Below are 19,562 nucleotides of genomic sequence, written 5' to 3' on the forward strand. Positions count from 1 at the left end.
CGAATAGGTGGTTATGACTAAAAGCGGCATTAGCCGCTTTTTTGCTTTTTGGGCATACCCTTTAAGCAATAAGCTTTTTTAATATAGTTTTATCAAGCAGCAATGTTTGAGGCTGTTTGCTGACTCTTGCTTGGCAAATCATTCCCTCTTTTAATGTCATAAGTAATTTACTTAATTTCTCTGCCTCTGAAGGGGCTTCTTTAAATTGCGGTGTAAGTGCAAGCGCTTCATAAATAATTTTAAGTACAGTCTGTTTATGCTTTGTGCATAATTGAGCAATAGGGTGCGTGTCCAGTGGAAATTCAGCTGCCGTATTTACAAAAAAGCAGCCATTAAAATCTCCAAGCTCATCTACTTGATTGTTGATCCAAAGCGATAATGCATTAAAGAGTGCATCAGCTATATCCAATGGTGTTTTAGCATAAATAAATTGTGATTTTAGCCACCCGTTAAAGCGCTCATCTCGCTCTACTAAACATGCACATATGAGTTCATCTTTACTACTAAAGTGATTATACAGCGTCTTTTTAGCAACCTTAGCAGACTGTATTACCTCATTGATGCCTACTTCATGAATGCCTTTATTGTAAAAAAGCGCTAATGCTGTATTGACGATTTGACTACGTTTATTCATATCGGCTCCTTTAAAAAAGTAAGCTTGACACGAGTAGACCGATTTGTCTACTATATGCAGGTAGACAAGTCGGTCTACTTATTGGAGCTAATTATGAATGGTGATGTTCTAAAAGCAATAAGTGCTGGAGTATTTTCAGCGATAACCTTAAGTGTGTTGGTTTTTTTAGATAGTTTAGGAAATTATGGTATTTGGTTAATGGCCCCTTTTGGTGCTACTGCGGTATTAGTATTTGGCGTACCGTCTAGTCCTTTGGCTAAGGCTAAAAACGTAATTGGAGGGCACTTTTTAACCGCATTGATAGGGGTTGTTTTTGTTAATTATATCGGTGTAGATACAGTGAGCATTGCAATGGCTACAGGGCTTGCGATTAGTATGATGATGTTGACGAACACTGTTCATCCTGCTGCGGGAGCCAATCCTATTTTGATAATGGTGACGGGGCAAAGTTGGCCGTTTTTAATTGCGCCAGTATTAGTAGGCACTATATTCATCGTTTTATGCGGATATTTATCTCAGAGGCTGCTAAAAGGATATTTATTTAGGCACAAAAAAACCGCTTAACAGCGGTTTTTTTATTTAAAGTGTATTACTTTAAATTACACAACACCGCGCGGTAGGCGACAGTCATGATCTTTTTCAGCTAGGTAAACAATCCATAACTCTTCGGCTGTGTAGCCGTCTTCGTTAGCTGTTACGACAGCAAATGGTGCTTTTTTCTCAGCTGATTTTGCTGGCGCAGCAGTTTTAGTTTTAGTTTTTTTAGCTGGCGCTTTTGCAGCAGGTTGCTCAGCTGTTTTACCAGATGTTAACTGCTCGGTTAACTCTGCTACATCTGCAAGGCGTAAATTTTTACCGCCATCGATGCTGTACCAACCAGGTTTTGTAGTGATTTCAGGTTTCTTGCCATTGGCTGCTTCATATGCTGCTTCAAAGGCATTTAACACTTCTGTTTTGTCTAGTTTGCTCATCAGAGACCCTATACGTTGTAAACACAGATAAAGAATACACATTTATACCTAGTTTTAGCGAACTTTTCAATTTTTTGCGATTTTCCTTTCATTTTGCTGCTATAAGCGCCAAAATTTGCACAAAATCTAATGCAGAGGTGGCAAAGTATTATGCAGCGTAGAGAATTTAACCAATTATTAAATGAGATCTTAAAACCTGATTCAATTAAAGATTTTTGCCCAAACGGGCTGCAAGTTGAAGGTCAGGAGCAGATTAAAAAAATTGTTACGGGCGTTACTGCAAGCCAAGCACTCATTGATGCCGCAATTGCACATAGTGCGGATACAATTTTGGTGCACCATGGTTATTTTTGGAAAGGTGAATCACAACCTATTACAGGGATGAAAAAGCGTCGTGTAGGTGCGTTATTAGCGCATGATATTAACTTGTTTGCTTATCATTTACCGCTTGATGTTCACCCTGTGATTGGGAATAACGCGCAACTAGCAGAGCTTCTCGATATGCAGTGGGAAACAGGTCTTGAGCCTGTTAATAATAGCGTTGCTGTTAAAGGACGTTTAAAAAAGCCTATGATGGGTGAGCAATTTGCACAAAAGATTGCCCAAGTCCTTAACCGTGAACCATTAACGAGTTTAGTACGTGATGAACCAATTGAAACCATTGCTTGGTGTACAGGTGGCGGACAAGGCTATATAGATTTAGCGGCAAGCCAAGGTGTGGATGCATATTTAACAGGGGAGGCATCAGAGCAAACGATTCATAGCTCTCGTGAGCAAGGTATCGACTTTTTTGCAGCTGGGCATCACGCCACAGAGCGTTATGGGATCAAGGCCCTTGGAGAGCTGTTATCACAAGAGCATGGTTTTGATGTAACTTTCATTGATATAGACAACCCGGTATAAACGATATATGCACCAACTAATTCAGAGCTATTTAGCACAACTTGAATCATTACTGAAGCAGCATCAGCTTTGGCAAAATGAGCCGATTGATGCCAAAGCGTTACTTTCAACTACGCCATTTTGTCATGATACGATGGCGTTTGAGCAATGGCTGCAATTTGTGTTTATTGAAAAAATGGGTGCACTTGTTGCCAATCAACAGCCCCTGCCGAGTAACTTTGCTATTGCTCCAATGGGGGAGCTTATGCTTGGAAATAAATCCGGTGGCACAGAAGTCACTGCATTACTGAATAAATTAGATACAGCTTTTGGAAGCCTAAATGATTGAACGCCCAGAGCCAATTGAGTTTGGTGAATTAGAAATTTTATACCGTGATGAAAATTACGTCGCGATAAATAAACCATCGGGTTTACTTGTCCACCGTTCTTTTTTGGATAAACATGAAACACAATTTGCGATGCAAATGCTGCGAGATCAGATTGGTCAGCGTGTTTTTCCTGTTCATCGATTAGATAGGCCAACCTCAGGTGTATTGCTATTTGCGCTTAGCTCAGAAGCTGCGCGTGATATAAACCAATTGTTTATTGATAATCAAATAAGTAAACGTTATTTAGCTTTAGTACGTGGCTTTGCGCCAGAGTCGGTATTTTTAGATAAACCGCTAAAAGAAGAGCTTGATAAAATTGCTGATAAATTTGCTGATCAGGACAAAGCCCCTCAGCAAGCTCAAACACAGTTTAATTGTTTGCACCAAGCTGCGTTGCCAATTCCAATAGGAAAGTATCCAACAGTGCGTTATTCATTGGTTGAGTGTTTTCCTAAAACTGGGCGAAAGCATCAAATACGCAGGCACTTGAAGCATTTATCATTACCGATTATCGGTGATGTTAATCATGGCGATAATCAGCATAACCAGTTTTTTCGGGAGCACTTTACATTGCGTCGGTTAATGTTATTTGCAACTGAGCTTAACTTTGTGCACCCTTATACAAAGCAAGCTGTAAAAATAAAAGCGCCACTGGGTGAAGCAATGCTGAGCATTTGTCAGCAACTCGGCTGGCCAAACCAAGAAAAGGATTATTAATGGCAACGATAAGTATATTTGTCGGCAGTGTTTATGGTGGAGCAGAACGCTTAAGTGACGACGTGATTGAATTGATTGAGCAGTCAAACCATCAAGCAAAGCTGATCATCACACCTACATTAGATGATGTAAAGTCAGCGAGTCATATATTGGTAATTACCTCAACCACTGGGCAAGGTGAGATACCAGATAATTTAGCGCCGCTCTATAGCCAGCTTAACAGTCAGTTCCCTATGCTTACAGGTAAACCTTACGGCATTGTGGCTATGGGAGACAGAAGTTATGGCGACACTTTTTGCGGTGCAGGGCGAAGCTTTGATGAGCTGCTCCGTGATTTACAGGCAAAGCCAATTGGTCATCGTTTAGAAATTGATGCCTGTGAAGATTTTGAACCTTGGCCTGTAACAGAGCCTTGGTTAAAGCTGTGGTTAAGTAAGCTTCCCGAGTAAGTAAAAAGAGCGCGTGAGCGCTCTTTTTACTAGTTTTAGCTTACGTTATGTGCTTTTTACATCTACTTTAAGTTTCAGCTTTTGCCCAGGCTGTAAGTACTTTTGTCCAGCTAGTTTGTTCCACTTAATAATATCGTTCACTGATAAGTTAAACTTAGAAGCAATACGTGCTAGCGAGTCACCACGGCGAACTTTATAGGTAATGGTACGGTTGGTGCTAACTAGAGTCGTTTGTGTATTGCTACTTGTTTTATAAACCGTGAGTTTTTGACCCAAACGTAACACACTGTTCTTTTTTAGTTTATTCCATTTAGCTAACTCATTAATGGTGACATCATATTCACGGCTAATATCCCATAGGGTGTCGCCACTTTTAACTGTGTGCGATAGTTTCTTTTGGCTATTCTTATTAGCAGCCATACGCATTTGCTTAGGTAAATGCTCACTATTTATTGCACCATCACTCAAAGGGACGAGCAACTGTTGACCAACGCGAATCGTATTCGACTTAAGTTTATTAAGTGATTTAATCGCGCTAGTACTGGTTGAGAACTTTTTAGCAATCACTGACAGGCTGTCGCCACTGGCTACTTTATATTGTTGCCAACGCAAACGATCTTTAATATCTGTTTTAGCTAATTGTTGTTGGAAAGTATCAACTTTATCCGACGGAATAAGTAAAAAATGTGGTCCATTTGGATCGGTTGCCCAACGATTAAACCCCGGGTTTAAGCGGTATAGTTCGGTAAGGCTAATTTGTGCCATATCAGCTGCCAGTGCTAAATCGATTTGTGATCCAACATCAACGGCTTCTACTACCTGTGCGTTTATGATTGGGTTCCAAGTAAGACCAAACTCTTCCTGACGTTTTAGCAAATCTGATAAGGCTAATAAACGCGGTACATAAGCCGTGGTTTCTTTTGGTAAATCAAGTGACCAAAAATCTGTTGGTAACTGCTTTTTGCGATTCTTTTTAATTGCGCGTAACAAGCGACCTTCGCCGGAGTTGTAAGCAGCAATGGCGTTTAACCAGTCACCTTCAAGGGTTTTGTGTAAATATGAAAGGTAATCAAGAGCAGCACGTGTTGATTGCACTATATCGCGGCGGCCGTCGTACCACCAATTTTGTTTTAAGTCGAAGCGTTCGCCTGTTTGCGGCATAAACTGCCAAATACCCGAGGCACTGCGATGTGAATAACCGAACGGGTCAAATGCGCTTTCGACAATGGGGAGTAGCGCAATTTCAATCGGCATTTCTCGTTTTTCAACTTCTTCAACAATAAAATGCAGGTAAGGCTCAGCACGTTTTGACACACGATCTAAATAGTTTTGGTGGCGTGCATAATAGTTACGTTCAGTCACAACCGGGCGGTTTTGCGGCACCTCAATTGACAATTGGTAGCGAATTCGCTCCCATACATCATCAAAAATAGGGGGGGCATCATCAAGTTCGTTTACCTGCAGGTATTGTGCGTTGATCATTAATGCATTATTGATATCGCTAGGGCTTGCGCCTTCTAATTGCTGCGCGGTTTGATTGACAACTAACTGCTCACTTGCGTCATCGGATTGTGTTGAAGTCAAAGTTTGACAACCACTTAGCACCAATGCCAAGCTTAAAACGAGGGGAGATTTTTTCATAAATACCAAATACATCAGGTAAAAAACTCGGCGAATACTACCCGTTATGAGCTAACATTGCCACTGTATGACCATCTAAAAACTGCAACGGTAAGTATTTATACCTCATAATTATATGATAACTATGAGGTTATAGTTTTAGAAGTGGTCTTTCCAGGTTCTAAGACCCGCAAAGTTTTGCCAAGGTTCATTATTTTGTAATATGTTTTTTGATTTATTCTGATATTCAGTTGGAATATTTTGACTAATACCCGAGATATCACTACGCATGAAAGGGTTTATCTTTTGCTCTACAGCGATAGTGCTAGGTAAAGTAATTTCATCGTTACTACGCTTTGTATCTACCCAGTGAACGTACTCAATTAAATCCGCGTTGTTAGGTTCAACCGCTAAGGCAAACGCTAAATTTGCTTGTGTGTATTCATGAGTGCAATATATCTTACACGCATCTGGCAGCTGCTTTAGTTTATCAAAAGAGTGCTGCATTTGCTCGGCACTGCCTTCAAACAGGCGCCCGCAGCCACCACTAAATAGTGTGTCACCAGTAAATGCCAGGGCAGGGTTTAAATAACAAATGTGGTCTAAAGTATGGCCAGGGGTATGGGTGATGACAAACTCAGTATCAAATACTGTAACTTTATCGCCTTCACTTAGCGTGTTTGTTATCCCTGTAAATGGGCTATTGCTTGGGCCATATACCATGATACCAGGGAAGGCTTTGCACAAATCGGCCACGCCATCAGTGTGATCATAATGGTGATGGGTGATTAGTATCCCCGCCAACGTTAAGCCAGCGTCTTTTAAATGGGCTAATACAGGCTCTGCTTGACCCGGGTCAACAACCCAGGCTAATTGGCTTTGGCTATCTGTGATGCACCAAATGTAGTTATCAGAAAAGGCTTTAATTGCTTTGACTTGCACCATGTAACATTGCTCTATAAAGTGACGATATTAATAGTATAACGAGCTCAGCAAATGAAACCAGCCCTTAGTTTTCAAGAAGGACCTAAACCACTGTCGTGGCATGAGTTTCCTCATGGCGACTATTTACGTTGCGATATTGAACGTAAGATGGCGAAGTGGTTACCGCGAATGTTCGGTTATCACATGCTTAAATTGGGTAATCTAAGTGGTGAGCTTAAAACCACTGCAAGCACTATCAAACATCAAGTATGTGTGGCTGAATCAGGCCCGTTTACGGGGGTTGTTGCAGATATTGATGAACTTCCGTTTTATGAGCACAGTGTTGATGCATGTATTTTAAGCCACTGTTTAGAATATCATTCAGACCCTCATCATATTTTGCGAGAAGCACACCGTACATTGATCCCTGGCGGCTATATTGTGATCACCGGGTTTAACCCGTTTAGTTTATGTGGCTTGGCTCAATTACTGCCATTTAGTGGTCAAAAATTGCCATGGACGGGGCGTTTCTTTACCCCTGCGCGCGTGAAGGATTGGCTTAACTTACTTGGTTTCGAAATTATCAGCGATGAGCGGTTTATTTATTCTTCTTTAGCGCGTGGTAATAGGTTGTCACGTTTTGCGCCATGGCGACGCTTTGCTAAGCAATATTTGAAACCCATGGGCAGTGTATATATGTTAGTTGCACGTAAACGAGTTGCTCCACTAACCCCGATTAAACCAAAGTGGCATGCAAGACCGCAGTTTGCACCCGTTAAAGGTGCAGGGCTGCGTCAAACATCAAAGCAGCACCGTCAGCGGAATAGTTAAACTCGGTTGTGACTCTTTTGGCAATTGACCCGCACGTATATTCATTTGTATTGCGGGGTGTAATAATTTAGGCACATTTAATGTGGCGTCACGGCTTTCTCTGGTATAAATGTACTCTTGTTCAGAGCTTTGTAAGTGTACATTATTTAAACGCTGCTCACCCACCGTTGTTTTATTAGCAAGCTTGCGCCCGTTGGGCTGGTAGTCATGACACATCCACATGACTGTTTTATCGGGTAGGGCTAAAATTTTCTGTAAAGACATATACAGCTGTTTTGCGCTGCCGCCAGGAAAATCGCAGCGGGCAGTGCCACTGTCAGGCATAAAGAAAGTATCGCCAACAAATACGTTGTCTGCAATTAAATAACACACACTATCTGGTGTATGGCCAGGCGTTGTTAATACACTAAATTGGCTATCGCCAAAGAGGTAGTGGCTTTTATCATCAAACAACTCATCAAAAGGGCGACCATCACAAGGCATATCTATTTGATATAAATTACTAAAGTAAGTTTGTACTTGAGTGATGTTGGCCCCGGTGCCTAGTTTACAAGGGTGCTTTGGGTGAAGTTTTTGTTTGATGTAGCCTGCGGCGGTAATGTGATCAGCATGAGCATGAGTTTCTAGCAACCACTCGAGAGTCAGCTTATCGGCAGCAATATATTTAATGATTTCATTGGCAGTTGCGAAGCTAAGAGTGCCACTAGGAGCATCAAAGTCAGCGGGTGGGTCAATCAGCACAGCGCTACCGGTATTTAAACAACTAACGATGTAACTAAACGTAGCGCTCTGCGGATGAAAAAAAGACTTAACCGAGACAGGCATTTTACAACTCCATTATATGATATAGCTAAATCTTATATCATATAACCTAAATGTAAAATAGCTTGAGGTGAATTAATCACCGCTGATATAGTATTGCTTTATTCTGGCTTGTAGCCTTCATCGACTAATAAGTTTTTACTGCCCGCGGCATCACGAGCTAAATCATCGACTATTTCGTTGTATTTGTTACCGCTGTGACCTTTTACCCATTTCCAGGTTATTGTGTGTCTAGTGCAGGCTTCATCAAGGCGTTTCCATAAGTCGACATTTTTAACTGGTTTTTTGGCTGACGTTTTCCAGCCACGCTTTTTCCAGTTTGCAACCCAAGATTCAATACCTTGTTTTACATATTGGCTGTCTGTGGTGAGGTTGATTTCACACGGGCGGGTAAGACTTTCAAGCGCCACTATGGCCGCTAACATCTCCATGCGATTGTTTGTGGTGAGGGTATAACCTTGGCTCATTTCTTTTTCATGACCGTTATAAAGCATGAAAATACCATATCCGCCGGGGCCCGGATTACCTAAACATGAGCCATCGGTATAAATCTCTACGGTTTTTTGCACTGTTTTACCTTGATATTATGTACAATAAAGTGATTATAGAAAGATACCAGAATCAGGCTAAGTTCGATATGCAGCGTAGACAAATAGTTTTAGATACAGAAACCACCGGCATCGACCCAAAACAAGGGCACCGAATTATTGAAATCGGGTGTGTGGAGTTAATAAATCGCAGATTAACCGGTAATAACTTTCACGTTTATATCAATCCGCAACGCAGTATTGAAGAAGAAGCAATTGATGTTCACGGTATTACCAATGAGTTCTTACGAGATAAACCTCTTTATTACCAAATAGCGCAAGAGTTTTTTGATTATATCAAAGGGGCTGAGCTTGTTATTCATAACGCCCCGTTTGACGTCGGCCACATGGACAATGAGTTTGCTATGCTTAATCAGGGGTATCCTAACACTCACGAATACTGTCAAGTTCTCGACACCCTTAAAATGGCGCGTGACTTGCATCCAGGTCAAAAGAATAATCTAGATGCCCTTTGCCGTCGTTATGATGTAGATAACACTAAGCGGACGTTACACGGCGCATTACTGGATTCTGAAATACTAGCAGACGTATACTTAGCCATGACGGGTGGCCAAGTGAAGCTAAACCTGAATCAAAATAAAGATCAGGGTAATGAGCAACAACAAAAAGAAATTCGTCGTTTAGACGCAAACCGTGCTCCTTTGATGGTATTAAAAGCGTTCGATGATGAGCAGATAGCGCATGAAGCAAGATTAGATATTGTTCAAGATGCTGGCGGCCAGTGTTTATGGCGCGCCGAATAAGGCCCACAATGAAAATACTTTTACTAGTAGTGTTGGTGGCATTGATCACGCCACTGTCATTAAGTGCTAATAGCGAAGAAAAAATCACCTTACTGAAACGTGATGGCGAGCAAAATGAAATTCCGCTATTAGACAATCGATTTCGAATTGATTACAAAGTGAATGAAATTACCTTGCTATTTTTTCGTAAGCGCGGCGCTCCTGCTGTTATTTTAGTACAGCCAAACGGGAGTAAGCTTTATGCCACCTCCGCGATTAAAGAGCCAAACGTCGATTGGTTTGATGAGCTAAGTTACGATTTAATCACGATAAGAGAACCAATGGCAGGGCCATGGCAAGTGATCGGCAGTATTTTACCGGATAGCCGTATTGTTGTGCTCGGTGATATTGATTTAAAAGTAGAGCCCTTGCCGCCGTTACTATTTCGTGGCGAAACTGTCAAAGTTACAGGGCAAGTTTTAAATGATAACGAACCGATTAACGTGGGCCTATTCAGAGATGTTGTTAGTTTACATGTTGACTTTATAAGTACTAACAACAGTGATTATGCAAACTTTGGGGCGGGCACGCATAATGTTGCACAGTTTAAAGACGATGGCCGAGGGTTTGACGAGCGCCCAAAAGATGGCATTTTCACAGGCGAGTTTAAGCTAGTTTTCCCCGCTGGCCAATGGCAACCCGAGTTATACATCGAAACTCCTTTACTAAAACGTACCGTAGTTCAAGATGTGCTTGAAATAAAAGAGCCACCATTTAGTTACGACATAGCGCTTGCCCAAGATGATGCACATGAACACAAATTAACGATTACTCTAGACTCAAGCGTGGTAAAGCCAGAAACCGTGCTGATACAAGGTAAAATTTATTACCCTAATAACGAAGAGCAGATGTTTAACTTAGAAGGCAGTAAATTGCTGACGCGTGAGTTGCTCATTAAAAACTATGACTGGGGTCGGTACAGTGTTGAGCTATCGGTGTTTGGTACTAATGTAAATGACCGAGAATTTATGGCGACATTACCTACCTATAAATTTGAAATTGAACGTCCCATCGAAGCCGTGCCAGAATTACCAGAACCAATAATTACAGCAGCAGAACAAAAAGAGATCGACAGAGCAATAAGAGAAGCCCAGTCGATGTCAACCATCATGTTTATTAGCTTAATTATTGGTGGGAATTTGGTGGTTTTATTAATTGGTTGGCTGGCAATTCGTAAATTTGTACAGAAAAAACCACTATTACCTAAAGTCAGCATTCCTTTTTTGAAGAAAAAAACAACAATAGATGAAGAGCCCAAAGAAAGCGAAAAAAATGAAGTTCACAAAAATGGCTCAAAAAGTGATAAATCAGGTGAAATTTTAAACCTTTCGATGTCAGATGACTAAAAAACCTGTAAAAAAACAAAAAAGCCCTTGACGAAGTAGGGGCTGGTTCGTATTATTCACGCCGCTGCAAAGGGAGACCTAAGCAGCAAACGAAAATGCGGAGTGGTAGTTCAGTTGGTTAGAATACCGGCCTGTCACGCCGGGGGTCGCGGGTTCGAGTCCCGTCCACTCCGCCAATATTTACACAACATATGGTTGTAAAACATATTCTTATTATGGAGTGGTAGTTCAGTTGGTTAGAATACCGGCCTGTCACGCCGGGGGTCGCGGGTTCGAGTCCCGTCCACTCCGCCAATATTCGACAATTTGTAAGTAGATGCTGGAGTGGTAGTTCAGTTGGTTAGAATACCGGCCTGTCACGCCGGGGGTCGCGGGTTCGAGTCCCGTCCACTCCGCCAATACTTACACAACATATGGTTGTAAAACATATTCTTATTATGGAGTGGTAGTTCAGTTGGTTAGAATACCGGCCTGTCACGCCGGGGGTCGCGGGTTCGAGTCCCGTCCACTCCGCCAATACTTACACAACATATGGTTGTAAAACATATTCTTATTATGGAGTGGTAGTTCAGTTGGTTAGAATACCGGCCTGTCACGCCGGGGGTCGCGGGTTCGAGTCCCGTCCACTCCGCCAATACTTACACAACATATGGTTGTAAAACATATTCTTATTATGGAGTGGTAGTTCAGTTGGTTAGAATACCGGCCTGTCACGCCGGGGGTCGCGGGTTCGAGTCCCGTCCACTCCGCCAATAAGAAAAATAACAATTTAAATACGCGCTGGAGTGGTAGTTCAGTTGGTTAGAATACCGGCCTGTCACGCCGGGGGTCGCGGGTTCGAGTCCCGTCCACTCCGCCACTATTTAAACACTGTTATATTACAAAATTTGTATGCTGGAGTGGTAGTTCAGTTGGTTAGAATACCGGCCTGTCACGCCGGGGGTCGCGGGTTCGAGTCCCGTCCACTCCGCCAATTGGTATCAGTAATAAAATTAGTAATTGCATTACCCCATGCACATACCACTGCGGAGTGGTAGTTCAGTTGGTTAGAATACCGGCCTGTCACGCCGGGGGTCGCGGGTTCGAGTCCCGTCCACTCCGCCACTTGTTATTTCCTCAATAGCAAGAAATAAATAATTCCCTTGTTAATAAATTAAAGCATAATTTCTATCAGCTATCAGCTATCAGCTATCAGTTATGAGCTTTAGGTAGTCATAAAAAAGCCTGCACTCTAATTCAAGCACAGGCCATTTATTACTTTCTCGTTTTATTTAGTTTTGTGGGCCAAATAACTCTTTTAAGTAAGTATCTAAAAATTTTAGATAGGCATTGGAGGCGCTGATACGGTTTTCTTTTTTAGTAAAACCGTGGCCTTCATCGTCAAATAATACATATTCAACAGGAATGCCATTGGCTTTTACCGCGGCAACTAGTTCATCGCTTTCAACTTGTAATACCCGCGGATCGTTAGCACCTTGAATAACCATTAGAGGTTTAGTGATGTTATCGGCATGAAACAGCGGAGAAATAGCACGGTGACGCTCGCCATCTGTCGCTGGGTCGCCCATTTCATCGTACAGCGCTTTTTTAAAGCTTTCCCACCAAGGTGGAATTGAGTTCAGCGTTCTCACCCAGTTAGTCACACCAAAAATATTGATGCCTACTTTGAACTCTTCTGGCTCAAAGGCAAGTGCTGCTGCGGTCATAAAGCCGCCGTAGCTTCCACCCATGATGCCAATTTTATCTGCATCGACCCAATCTAAGCTTTGTAAGTGTTTTTTACCGTAGACAATATCTTGTAAATCATCAGTGCCATGTTTTTTATCATCTAAATGGAAAAATGTTTTACCGTACCCAGAGCTGCCACGGTTATTGACGGCAAAAATAGCATAGCCGTGATTAACTAGGTGCTGTTGCATCGCACTGTAGCCTGTTCGGCTTTGCCCACCTGGGCCACCATGGACCCACACAAGCGCTGGTACTTTATTTCTGCTGTTGGCTTGTTTTGGTTTATACAACACGCCTGGTATTTCTAGGCCATCAAAACTTTTAAATCGTACAATCGTGCTCTCTACTAAGTCGTTTTGATCTATCTCTTTACTTAATGTATTGGTAAGCTGCTTAGCTTCAGTACTACCAACTTGCCAAACAAATAAATTGCTTGGTGAGGTGTCTGAGTTTAAATAAAACGCCATGCTTTTCTCATCGCTTGAGAAATTCACGCTGCGTAAATTTCCAGCTGGCAATTCAGGCATAGCGATTTCTTTACCTGTATTGGTATCTTTGACGGTCACTTTGGTGCTGGCATCAGCATTAACACCGCTTACTTGATAGCGACCTGATTTAGAGAAGTATATAAAGCTGACATCCCAATCATCTTTTAATGCAGCGCTATGTTCGCCTGTAGCCAACTCATAACGCCATACCTGAGAAAACTCCCCTTTAGCATCTGTAGAGTAGTATAAATATTTACTGTCTACAGAGAAGGTGTCAGGCGTATATTGAGCTGGTATATCGTGTTTTGAAATTAACTGCGGCTTGAGTGTTTTTTTATAGGTATCAAGAATAAATGTATCGCTGTCTTTGTTGGTATTGTTTTTAGATAGGGCAATGTAACGCCCATCAGGGCTAATTGCCCCTACATCTAAACCAAGCGTGTTTTGATACACAGGCGTGACTTGATACGTTTGACTATCAACACGGTATAAGTCCATAAACTTGGCATCACGCTGATTGCTGGTGATAAAAAATTGGCTACCGTCTTGTGTAAAACCGGCAAAGCTTGCACGAGTTTCATCGCCAGGGGTTAAGTCTTCGATGGTGCCATCAGCTTCTCGCACGTAAACATGAAAGCGCTCATTACCGCCTGAGTCTTTGGTAAATAAAACGCGCTCATCGTTAGGGAAGTAGCGTACTGGGTAGGTACTGTCTTCAAAATTGGTTAAGCGCTTTTTACTACCTGTTTTAACACCGACTTCATATAAGCTGTAAATGCCGCTTTCATCGCTACTGACGAGGATCTTATCGCCAGAAGGAGAAAAGCTACTACCCATGATAGATGTAGTATCAAAAAAGGTTTTTGCGTTATAAGTTTTTACTTGTTGTGTTTGCTCAGTTACCACAGGTGTAGAAGCTGAATTATTTGATTGACTGCAACCCGTTAATGCAATTGATACTGCACAGGTAATACAGGCAAGTTTGAGGGTTTTTTTCATAGATACATTTCTTGGTTTATAGTTATAGGCTTTTAGTGTTAACCGAACATTTTTTAAACGCAAGTATTTCGCATATGCGAACAGCAATAAAGTGTTACAAAGCGTGTATTGTTTTCGAGACAATAATCGCTATAGTAGTGTTTCCATTACTAGAGGTAATTTATGATAGAAGTCATAGGTTTACATAAAGAGTTTGCTGAAAACGTACTTTATGATGATTATCATATTAAGTTTACAGCACCCAAAATATGCATTGAAGCGCCTAATGGCCAAGGTAAAACAACGTTGTTGATGATGTTAGTTGAGCTTGAAGGGCGCCAAAGTGGACAGGTTTTATTTTCAGGGAAAGCATTAACCGAACCACATAAGCAAGTTGCTATAGCCACAGATCGTATTGCATTACCCGGTTTTCTTACGGCACAGCAAATTATTAACTTATCCGCGAATACGCTGGGTTGTAACTGGCCAACTGCATTAATAGATGGATTTAATTTTAATGATTTTTTAAATACTCGTTTTGATGCGCTGTCGTCAGGTAATCAAAAGAAATGTCAGTTAATTTTAGCGCTTATGCGCGATGCACCGTATTTACTATTAGATGAACCGAGCGCAGCCCTAGACCAAGCCAGTATTGAGTATTTACTAAATTTACTCGATGAATACTTAACTGATAAGCCTGAAGGGCAAATAATCATCACCTGCCATGAACCAGCGCCATTTATTGAGCATGGCTTTGAGTGTATGCCTTTATGATTGCAAACTTTAAACAATCAATTGGGCAATATCACTCTTTTATGGATTATCGGTACCAAGCTTACAAAACTGAACTCACGCAATTATTGTTGCAGCTCAAAAACTTTGGCTTGTTATTTCTAGTGGTACTTGGCTCTGCCATGCTTGGTATGATTTTACTGCTATTTTTAGGATTGGGAAAAATTATCGATAGCAGCGATGCACCGCAGTATGGTGCGAAGATGGCTTGGCTGTATTTGCTGTTGCAAAGTGTCATGTTAAGCGCAATGAAATCTGCGATAAAAAATACCGCTCAGCGTGCGTTTCAACAAACATTGGTGAAGCGGTATTGGCTTGGTTTGATGGATATAAAGCTTTTACTGTTAAGTAATGGCTGGTTGATCGCTAGCCTCATTATCGCGATTGATCTTAGTGTGAGTCAGTGGCTTAGAGTGCCGCATTTCTTGTTGTTTTTACTATTGCAATTTGTGCTCGGCATTTTATGTTTATACAAGCCAATAGCGCTTGTTTATGGTTTTTTGTTATCCGCAATCTGGGTGATGTTACCGCTAGATGTTAGTCCGCTGATTTATCAGTGTGGTTTTATGCTGTTGTTTGCACTAAGCACCTTAATGGTACCTTTTAGTTTTACCACTAAGGTAAAATTGAGTTCACTTACAGGCTTTTGGCTGTTATTTTTTATGCATAAGAGCTGGGCTTTGATATGGCGAGGGGCTTTATTGTTGTGCGTATTTGTAGCCTCCCAAGTGTTGTTACAAGAGCGCGCCGATTTAGCTGCTATATTCAGTATTTTGTCACTTGCCTTTGTAGTGCTGTTTAGTAGCTCCTTACAATTTGATTGTCGTCAGCTATATCAGCAGTACAGTGTGTTTTTTAACATGCAGAATAAGCAAACAGCATTCTTTGTTAGCTTATTTATTCCTAGCTTAATTGTATTATTACTCGCACTGATTGGTTTTGTGGTTTTATATAATCAAGCAAATAGCTTATTGCTAGTAATAGGGGTTGTCTGGTGTTTATTACAACAGGCCTTAGCGCAAAAAAAACCAGCGCATTATGCGCTGGTTTGGATAGTTATAACAGGTTTTTTACTAGCAGTGATTAACGGCTAATCAGTTAAGCTGCATCAGATTTTTTTTCTGCGCTATTACGGGCGGCTTGACCTGCTAATAGGTCAGCAGGGTCAAAGTCATCAACGTTAATAGTGTCTAAACGTGCTTTTTCAACATCAGCCAGCTTGTCAGCTTCGGCTTGCGTTAAAATGCCCGCGTCAAGGCCCATCTGCGCTACTTTATCAAGTTGGAAGAAAGGCAGTTTAACGCCTTTTTCACGGCATACTTTGTCAAACAATGGCTCAACAGCTAGCACGTCTTTAAGCGTTTGCTCTTGACGGCCTACTAGGTTAAGCGGTTCGTTGGTTAAGTATACATAGCTTGCAAGGCGGTTACGGGTTTCGCTAGGCACTTGTAATAGCTGTGCTAATTTATGCTCAAGTTTGTCAGTTGGTTTACGAACCGGGCGACCAAACGGGAATAACATAAGCTTAAGGGCTGCACGTAACGGCGCTGATGGCATATTGTTAATTAAATCAGCTAATGCACGTTGGCAATGATAAAGGTGATCTTGGCAGCTCCATTGAACAAGCGCAAAGTCTTCTTTTTTACGGCCTTCGTCGTTATAGCGTTTTAGCGTAGCAGACACTAAGTATAGGTAGCTTAGTAAGTCACCTAAACGAGCAGAAATACGTTCTTTCCGTTTTAGTGAGCCGCCAAACACCGCCATACTGATATCTGACATTAACGCAAGTGAGGCACTAAAGCGTGATGCAATACGGTAAAATTCAGCTGTTTCATCTTTATACGGTGTACTGGTAAAACGAGCACCCGTAAATGCTAACCACTTAGTACGGACTAAATTAGAAATAGTAAAGCCGATGTGGCCCATTAGTGCTTTATCAAATACCGCAAGTGCTTCTTCACGGTCTTCAATTGAGCATGCGTTTAACTCAGTTAAAACGAATGGGTGACAACGGATGGCCCCTTGACCGTAAATAATCATGTTACGGGTCAAGATATTTGCGCCTTCAACGGTAATGGCAATTGGCGCACCTTGATAGCCACGGCCTAAATAGTTATTTGGCCCAAGCATGATACCTTTACCACCATGAACATCCATTGCATGAATGGTTGAATCACGCATTTGCTCAGTTAAGTGATATTTAATAATCGCTGAAACAACCGATGGCTTCTCACCTAAATCTACCGCGCCGGTAGACATACTCACTGCTGCATCTGAGCTGTAAGCGTAGCCTGCAAGTTTAGCAAGTGATTCTTCAACTCCTTCCATTTGACCGATAGGTAAACGGAACTGGCGACGAATGCGGCTATATGAACCACTGGCCAGTGCGATTGTTTTAATGCCACCCACAGAGTTTGAAGGCAGGGTAATTGCTCGACCAACAGATAAACATTCAACCAGCATACGCCAGCCTTGACCTGCCATTTCTGGGCCACCAATAATGTAATCAAGTGGTACAAAAATGTCTTTACCGCGCGTAGGGCCATTTTGGAACGGCACATTAAGCGGGAAATGGCGACGGCCAATTTCAACACCTGGCATATCCGTAGGGATCAACGCACAGGTAATACCAAGATCTTTTGTATCACCTAAAAGGCCGTCAGGATCTTGCATTTTAAACGCAAGACCAAGTACTGTCGCAACAGGTGCAAGCGTAATGTAACGTTTGTTCCATGTTAAGCTAATACCAACAACTTCTTCGCCTTCCCACATACCTTTACATACAACGCCGTAGTCAGGAATTGCACTGGCATCAGAGCCCGCTTCTGGAGAGGTTAGGGCAAAACATGGAATTTCTGCACCACTTGCTAAACGTGGTAAATAATGATTCTTTTGCTCTTCTGTACCGTAGTGCTGTAGTAACTCGCCAGGGCCTAATGAGTTAGGTACACCAACAATTGACGAAAGCAGGGTAGACTTACTAGTTAGCTTTTGTAATACACATGATTGTGCAAACGCAGAAAACTGTAGACCGCCGTATTCTTTTTTGATGATCATGGCAAAGAATTTATTATCTTTTAGATATTGCCAAACATCTTCTGGTAAATCGGTTAGCTCGTGAGTGGCTTCCCAATCATCCAACATACTACATACGGTTTCAACCGGACCATCAATAAAGGCTTGCTCTTCAATGGTGAGTTTAGGCATTGGGTATTGATGTAGTTTTTCCCAATCTGGGCGGCCGCAAAATAAATCGGCTTCCCACCACGTAGTACCTGCATCAATAGCTGACTTTTCAGTTTCAGACATTGTAGGCGTTACTTTTTTAAACGCAGCAAAGATTGGTTTGATAATGTATTGCTGGCGAATGCCAGTAACAGATAATGGCACAGCGATGATTAAAAAGATTAACCAGCTGATTGCGCCAAAAGCACCTGCAAAGGTACCGATAACAAGGGTTGCGATAGAAACGCCAAGTGCTGTGTTCCAGCTCGCTCTGTGGTAACTCGCGATGCTAAGCAACACGATTAAACCAAGTACAAATATGAGTGTCATGTATTCAATCCTTAATAGAGGTCAGACCACCTTCGTTAGAGTAGCGCTAGAATCGGTAATTATCAAGTGGCTAACTAAGATTATCAGTGAGTTTATTCACATGTTTATAAAGAGTATAGGATAAGGAGCTAACATAAGCTTGCCTTGATGTTGCTTATGTTTAACAATGCTAGCCTATATCTCAGTTCTTCGTTTGTATAAACATTGTGTTTAAGGGTTAATTTATTTTATGTGTGAGTTGCTTGGCATGTCGGCGAATGTGCCGACAGATATTTGTTTTAGTTTTTCGGGCTTACTAGAGCGCGGTGGTAACACGGGCCCACATAAAGATGGTTGGGGTATTACCTTTTATGAAGGCAAGGGCTGTCGTACTTTTAAAGATCCTGAGCCTAGCTGTCAGTCTGAAATTGCCAAGTTAGTTAAAGCATACCCAATAAAAAGTGTCTCGGTGATAAGTCACATCCGCCAAGGTAATCGGGGTCGTGTCTGTCTTGAAAACACTCACCCATTTACCCGCGAGTTGTGGGGGCGCGAAATTACCTATGCACATAATGGTCAGCTATCAAATTATCATGATTTAAAACCTGAGTATTATCGCCCTGTCGGTAACACAGATAGCGAGCTGGCTTTTTGTTGGCTGCTCGATAAAATCCGTGAAAAATATCCAAAACGCCCATCAAATATGGCATCCGTATTTCGTTATGCGGCAAAGCTTTCGCATACATTGCGTGAAAAAGGCGTATTCAACATGTTGCTTACTGATGGGGTGTATGTACTAGCGTATTGTACCAATAACTTACATTGGATCACCCGCCGCGCACCATTTGGTAAAGCAACGTTGATTGATGCGGATATGGTGGTGGATTTTCAACAAGAAACCACGCTTAACGATGTGGTGACTGTGATTGCAACTCGCCCTTTAACAAACGATGAACGTTGGCAAAAAATGGAGCCAGGTGAGTTCGCGTTATTTAAAATGGGTGAATTAATTTAGTTTTAGAAGTACTACCATTTTAATCTCTTCGGGTTTATTCCCCGCCGCTTGC

Annotated in this window: 19 protein-coding genes and 9 tRNA genes; 20 read left to right on the forward strand and 8 right to left on the reverse strand. The window is 41.8% G+C overall.

All coding sequences use genetic code 11. The features are described from left to right. Nucleotides 1–61: 61 nt before the first annotated feature. Nucleotides 62–634, reverse strand: a complete 573-nt coding sequence (locus B5G52_RS18930; RefSeq protein ID WP_087534207.1) for a TetR/AcrR family transcriptional regulator — start codon at nucleotides 632–634, stop codon at nucleotides 62–64. Between the two features lie 93 nt (nucleotides 635–727). Between B5G52_RS18930 and B5G52_RS18935 the strand changes: the two genes are divergently transcribed. Next, nucleotides 728–1,198 (forward strand): HPP family protein, encoded by a 471-nt coding sequence (locus tag B5G52_RS18935; RefSeq protein WP_087534208.1) that lies wholly within the window; start codon nucleotides 728–730, stop codon nucleotides 1,196–1,198. Nucleotides 1,199–1,233: 35 nt separating this feature from the next. Here the strand turns inward: B5G52_RS18935 and B5G52_RS18940 are convergent, their stop codons facing one another. After that, entirely contained in the window at nucleotides 1,234–1,605 is a 372-nt protein-coding gene (locus B5G52_RS18940) for a hypothetical protein (RefSeq protein WP_087534209.1), read from the reverse strand. Nucleotides 1,606–1,755: 150 nt separating this feature from the next. On the opposite strand from B5G52_RS18940, the gene B5G52_RS18945 reads away from it, so the two are divergent. From B5G52_RS18945 to B5G52_RS18960, 4 genes are read left to right on the forward strand one after another with little or no spacing between them, the layout of a single operon-like run. Beyond that, nucleotides 1,756–2,508 (forward strand): Nif3-like dinuclear metal center hexameric protein, encoded by a 753-nt coding sequence (locus B5G52_RS18945; RefSeq protein WP_087534210.1) that lies wholly within the window; start codon nucleotides 1,756–1,758, stop codon nucleotides 2,506–2,508. A 7-nt stretch (nucleotides 2,509–2,515) separates the two neighbouring features. Then, complete coding sequence (locus tag B5G52_RS18950) at nucleotides 2,516–2,836, forward strand: YqcC family protein (RefSeq protein WP_087534211.1); 321 nt, start codon at nucleotides 2,516–2,518, stop codon at nucleotides 2,834–2,836. After that, on the forward strand, nucleotides 2,829–3,593 hold the full coding sequence (gene truC, locus B5G52_RS18955; RefSeq protein ID WP_087534212.1) for a tRNA pseudouridine(65) synthase TruC: 765 nt from the start codon (nucleotides 2,829–2,831) through the stop codon (nucleotides 3,591–3,593). The genes B5G52_RS18950 and truC overlap by 8 nt, the downstream gene beginning before the upstream one ends. Next, nucleotides 3,593–4,042 (forward strand): flavodoxin, encoded by a 450-nt coding sequence (locus B5G52_RS18960; protein WP_087534213.1) that lies wholly within the window; start codon nucleotides 3,593–3,595, stop codon nucleotides 4,040–4,042. Before truC ends, B5G52_RS18960 begins: the two co-directional genes overlap by 1 nt. A gap of 45 nt (nucleotides 4,043–4,087) precedes the next feature. Here the strand turns inward: B5G52_RS18960 and B5G52_RS18965 are convergent, their stop codons facing one another. Both B5G52_RS18965 and gloB read right to left on the reverse strand, forming a co-directional pair. After that, a complete protein-coding gene (locus B5G52_RS18965) occupies nucleotides 4,088–5,683 on the reverse strand; it encodes a LysM peptidoglycan-binding domain-containing protein (RefSeq protein ID WP_087534214.1) in 1,596 nt (531 codons plus the stop codon). Between the two features lie 138 nt (nucleotides 5,684–5,821). Further along, the gene (gene gloB / locus B5G52_RS18970; RefSeq protein ID WP_087534215.1) at nucleotides 5,822–6,607 is read right to left on the reverse strand and encodes a hydroxyacylglutathione hydrolase; all 786 of its coding nucleotides are present in this window, start codon (nucleotides 6,605–6,607) and stop codon (nucleotides 5,822–5,824) included. Between the two features lie 51 nt (nucleotides 6,608–6,658). Here gloB and B5G52_RS18975 point away from each other — a divergent pair, with 51 nt between their 5' ends. Then, nucleotides 6,659–7,417: a class I SAM-dependent methyltransferase gene (locus B5G52_RS18975; RefSeq protein WP_087534216.1), complete on the forward strand. Its 759-nt coding sequence runs from the start codon at nucleotides 6,659–6,661 to the stop codon at nucleotides 7,415–7,417. Here the strand turns inward: B5G52_RS18975 and B5G52_RS18980 are convergent. After that, a complete protein-coding gene (locus B5G52_RS18980) occupies nucleotides 7,388–8,242 on the reverse strand; it encodes an MBL fold metallo-hydrolase (protein ID WP_087534217.1) in 855 nt (284 codons plus the stop codon). The two genes, B5G52_RS18975 and B5G52_RS18980, sit on opposite strands and share 30 nt — an antisense overlap. A gap of 98 nt (nucleotides 8,243–8,340) precedes the next feature. Next, nucleotides 8,341–8,808, reverse strand: a complete 468-nt coding sequence (gene rnhA, locus B5G52_RS18985) for a ribonuclease HI (RefSeq protein ID WP_087534218.1) — start codon at nucleotides 8,806–8,808, stop codon at nucleotides 8,341–8,343. A 68-nt stretch (nucleotides 8,809–8,876) separates the two neighbouring features. Here rnhA and dnaQ point away from each other — a divergent pair, with 68 nt between their 5' ends. The 11 genes from dnaQ to B5G52_RS19040 all read left to right on the forward strand — a co-directional run bounded on the left by dnaQ (nucleotide 8,877) and on the right by B5G52_RS19040 (nucleotide 12,079). Next, nucleotides 8,877–9,590, forward strand: coding sequence for a DNA polymerase III subunit epsilon (dnaQ, locus tag B5G52_RS18990; RefSeq protein WP_087534219.1), 714 nt, complete (start codon nucleotides 8,877–8,879; stop codon nucleotides 9,588–9,590). Nucleotides 9,591–9,598: 8 nt separating this feature from the next. Then, nucleotides 9,599–10,975 (forward strand): TIGR03503 family protein, encoded by a 1,377-nt coding sequence (locus B5G52_RS18995; protein ID WP_087534220.1) that lies wholly within the window; start codon nucleotides 9,599–9,601, stop codon nucleotides 10,973–10,975. Between the two features lie 99 nt (nucleotides 10,976–11,074). Further along, nucleotides 11,075–11,151, forward strand: a tRNA-Asp gene (locus B5G52_RS19000). Nucleotides 11,152–11,192: 41 nt separating this feature from the next. After that, nucleotides 11,193–11,269, forward strand: a tRNA-Asp gene (locus B5G52_RS19005). A 27-nt stretch (nucleotides 11,270–11,296) separates the two neighbouring features. After that, nucleotides 11,297–11,373 (forward strand) — tRNA-Asp (locus B5G52_RS19010). Between the two features lie 41 nt (nucleotides 11,374–11,414). Next, nucleotides 11,415–11,491 (forward strand) — tRNA-Asp (locus B5G52_RS19015). 41 nt (nucleotides 11,492–11,532) lie between these two features. Beyond that, nucleotides 11,533–11,609, forward strand: a tRNA-Asp gene (locus B5G52_RS19020). Between the two features lie 41 nt (nucleotides 11,610–11,650). Further along, nucleotides 11,651–11,727 (forward strand) — tRNA-Asp (locus B5G52_RS19025). A 30-nt stretch (nucleotides 11,728–11,757) separates the two neighbouring features. Beyond that, nucleotides 11,758–11,834: transfer RNA gene (locus B5G52_RS19030), tRNA-Asp, on the forward strand. A gap of 37 nt (nucleotides 11,835–11,871) precedes the next feature. Then, nucleotides 11,872–11,948: transfer RNA gene (locus B5G52_RS19035), tRNA-Asp, on the forward strand. A gap of 54 nt (nucleotides 11,949–12,002) precedes the next feature. Next, nucleotides 12,003–12,079 (forward strand) — tRNA-Asp (locus tag B5G52_RS19040). A gap of 167 nt (nucleotides 12,080–12,246) precedes the next feature. Here B5G52_RS19040 and B5G52_RS19045 read toward each other — a convergent pair. Then, nucleotides 12,247–14,190: a S9 family peptidase gene (locus tag B5G52_RS19045; protein WP_087534221.1), complete on the reverse strand. Its 1,944-nt coding sequence runs from the start codon at nucleotides 14,188–14,190 to the stop codon at nucleotides 12,247–12,249. 162 nt (nucleotides 14,191–14,352) lie between these two features. Here B5G52_RS19045 and B5G52_RS19050 point away from each other — a divergent pair, with 162 nt between their 5' ends. Together B5G52_RS19050 and B5G52_RS19055 are read left to right on the forward strand one after the other, a co-directional pair. Then, entirely contained in the window at nucleotides 14,353–14,943 is a 591-nt protein-coding gene (locus B5G52_RS19050) for an ATP-binding cassette domain-containing protein (RefSeq protein WP_087534222.1), read from the forward strand. Beyond that, on the forward strand, nucleotides 14,940–16,055 hold the full coding sequence (locus tag B5G52_RS19055) for a DUF6136 family protein (RefSeq protein ID WP_087534223.1): 1,116 nt from the start codon (nucleotides 14,940–14,942) through the stop codon (nucleotides 16,053–16,055). The genes B5G52_RS19050 and B5G52_RS19055 overlap by 4 nt, the downstream gene beginning before the upstream one ends. A 4-nt stretch (nucleotides 16,056–16,059) precedes the next feature. Here B5G52_RS19055 and fadE read toward each other — a convergent pair whose 3' ends face one another. Then, nucleotides 16,060–18,516 (reverse strand): acyl-CoA dehydrogenase FadE, encoded by a 2,457-nt coding sequence (fadE, locus tag B5G52_RS19060; RefSeq protein ID WP_087534224.1) that lies wholly within the window; start codon nucleotides 18,514–18,516, stop codon nucleotides 16,060–16,062. A 229-nt stretch (nucleotides 18,517–18,745) separates the two neighbouring features. On the opposite strand from fadE, the gene B5G52_RS19065 reads away from it, so the two are divergent. After that, nucleotides 18,746–19,510 (forward strand): class II glutamine amidotransferase, encoded by a 765-nt coding sequence (locus B5G52_RS19065; RefSeq protein ID WP_087534225.1) that lies wholly within the window; start codon nucleotides 18,746–18,748, stop codon nucleotides 19,508–19,510. Nucleotides 19,511–19,562 lie beyond the last annotated feature (52 nt).

Origin of the sequence: Pseudoalteromonas sp. A601, from assembly GCF_002165575.1 — a bacterium.
Taxonomy (GTDB): Bacteria; Pseudomonadota; Gammaproteobacteria; order Enterobacterales; family Alteromonadaceae; genus Pseudoalteromonas.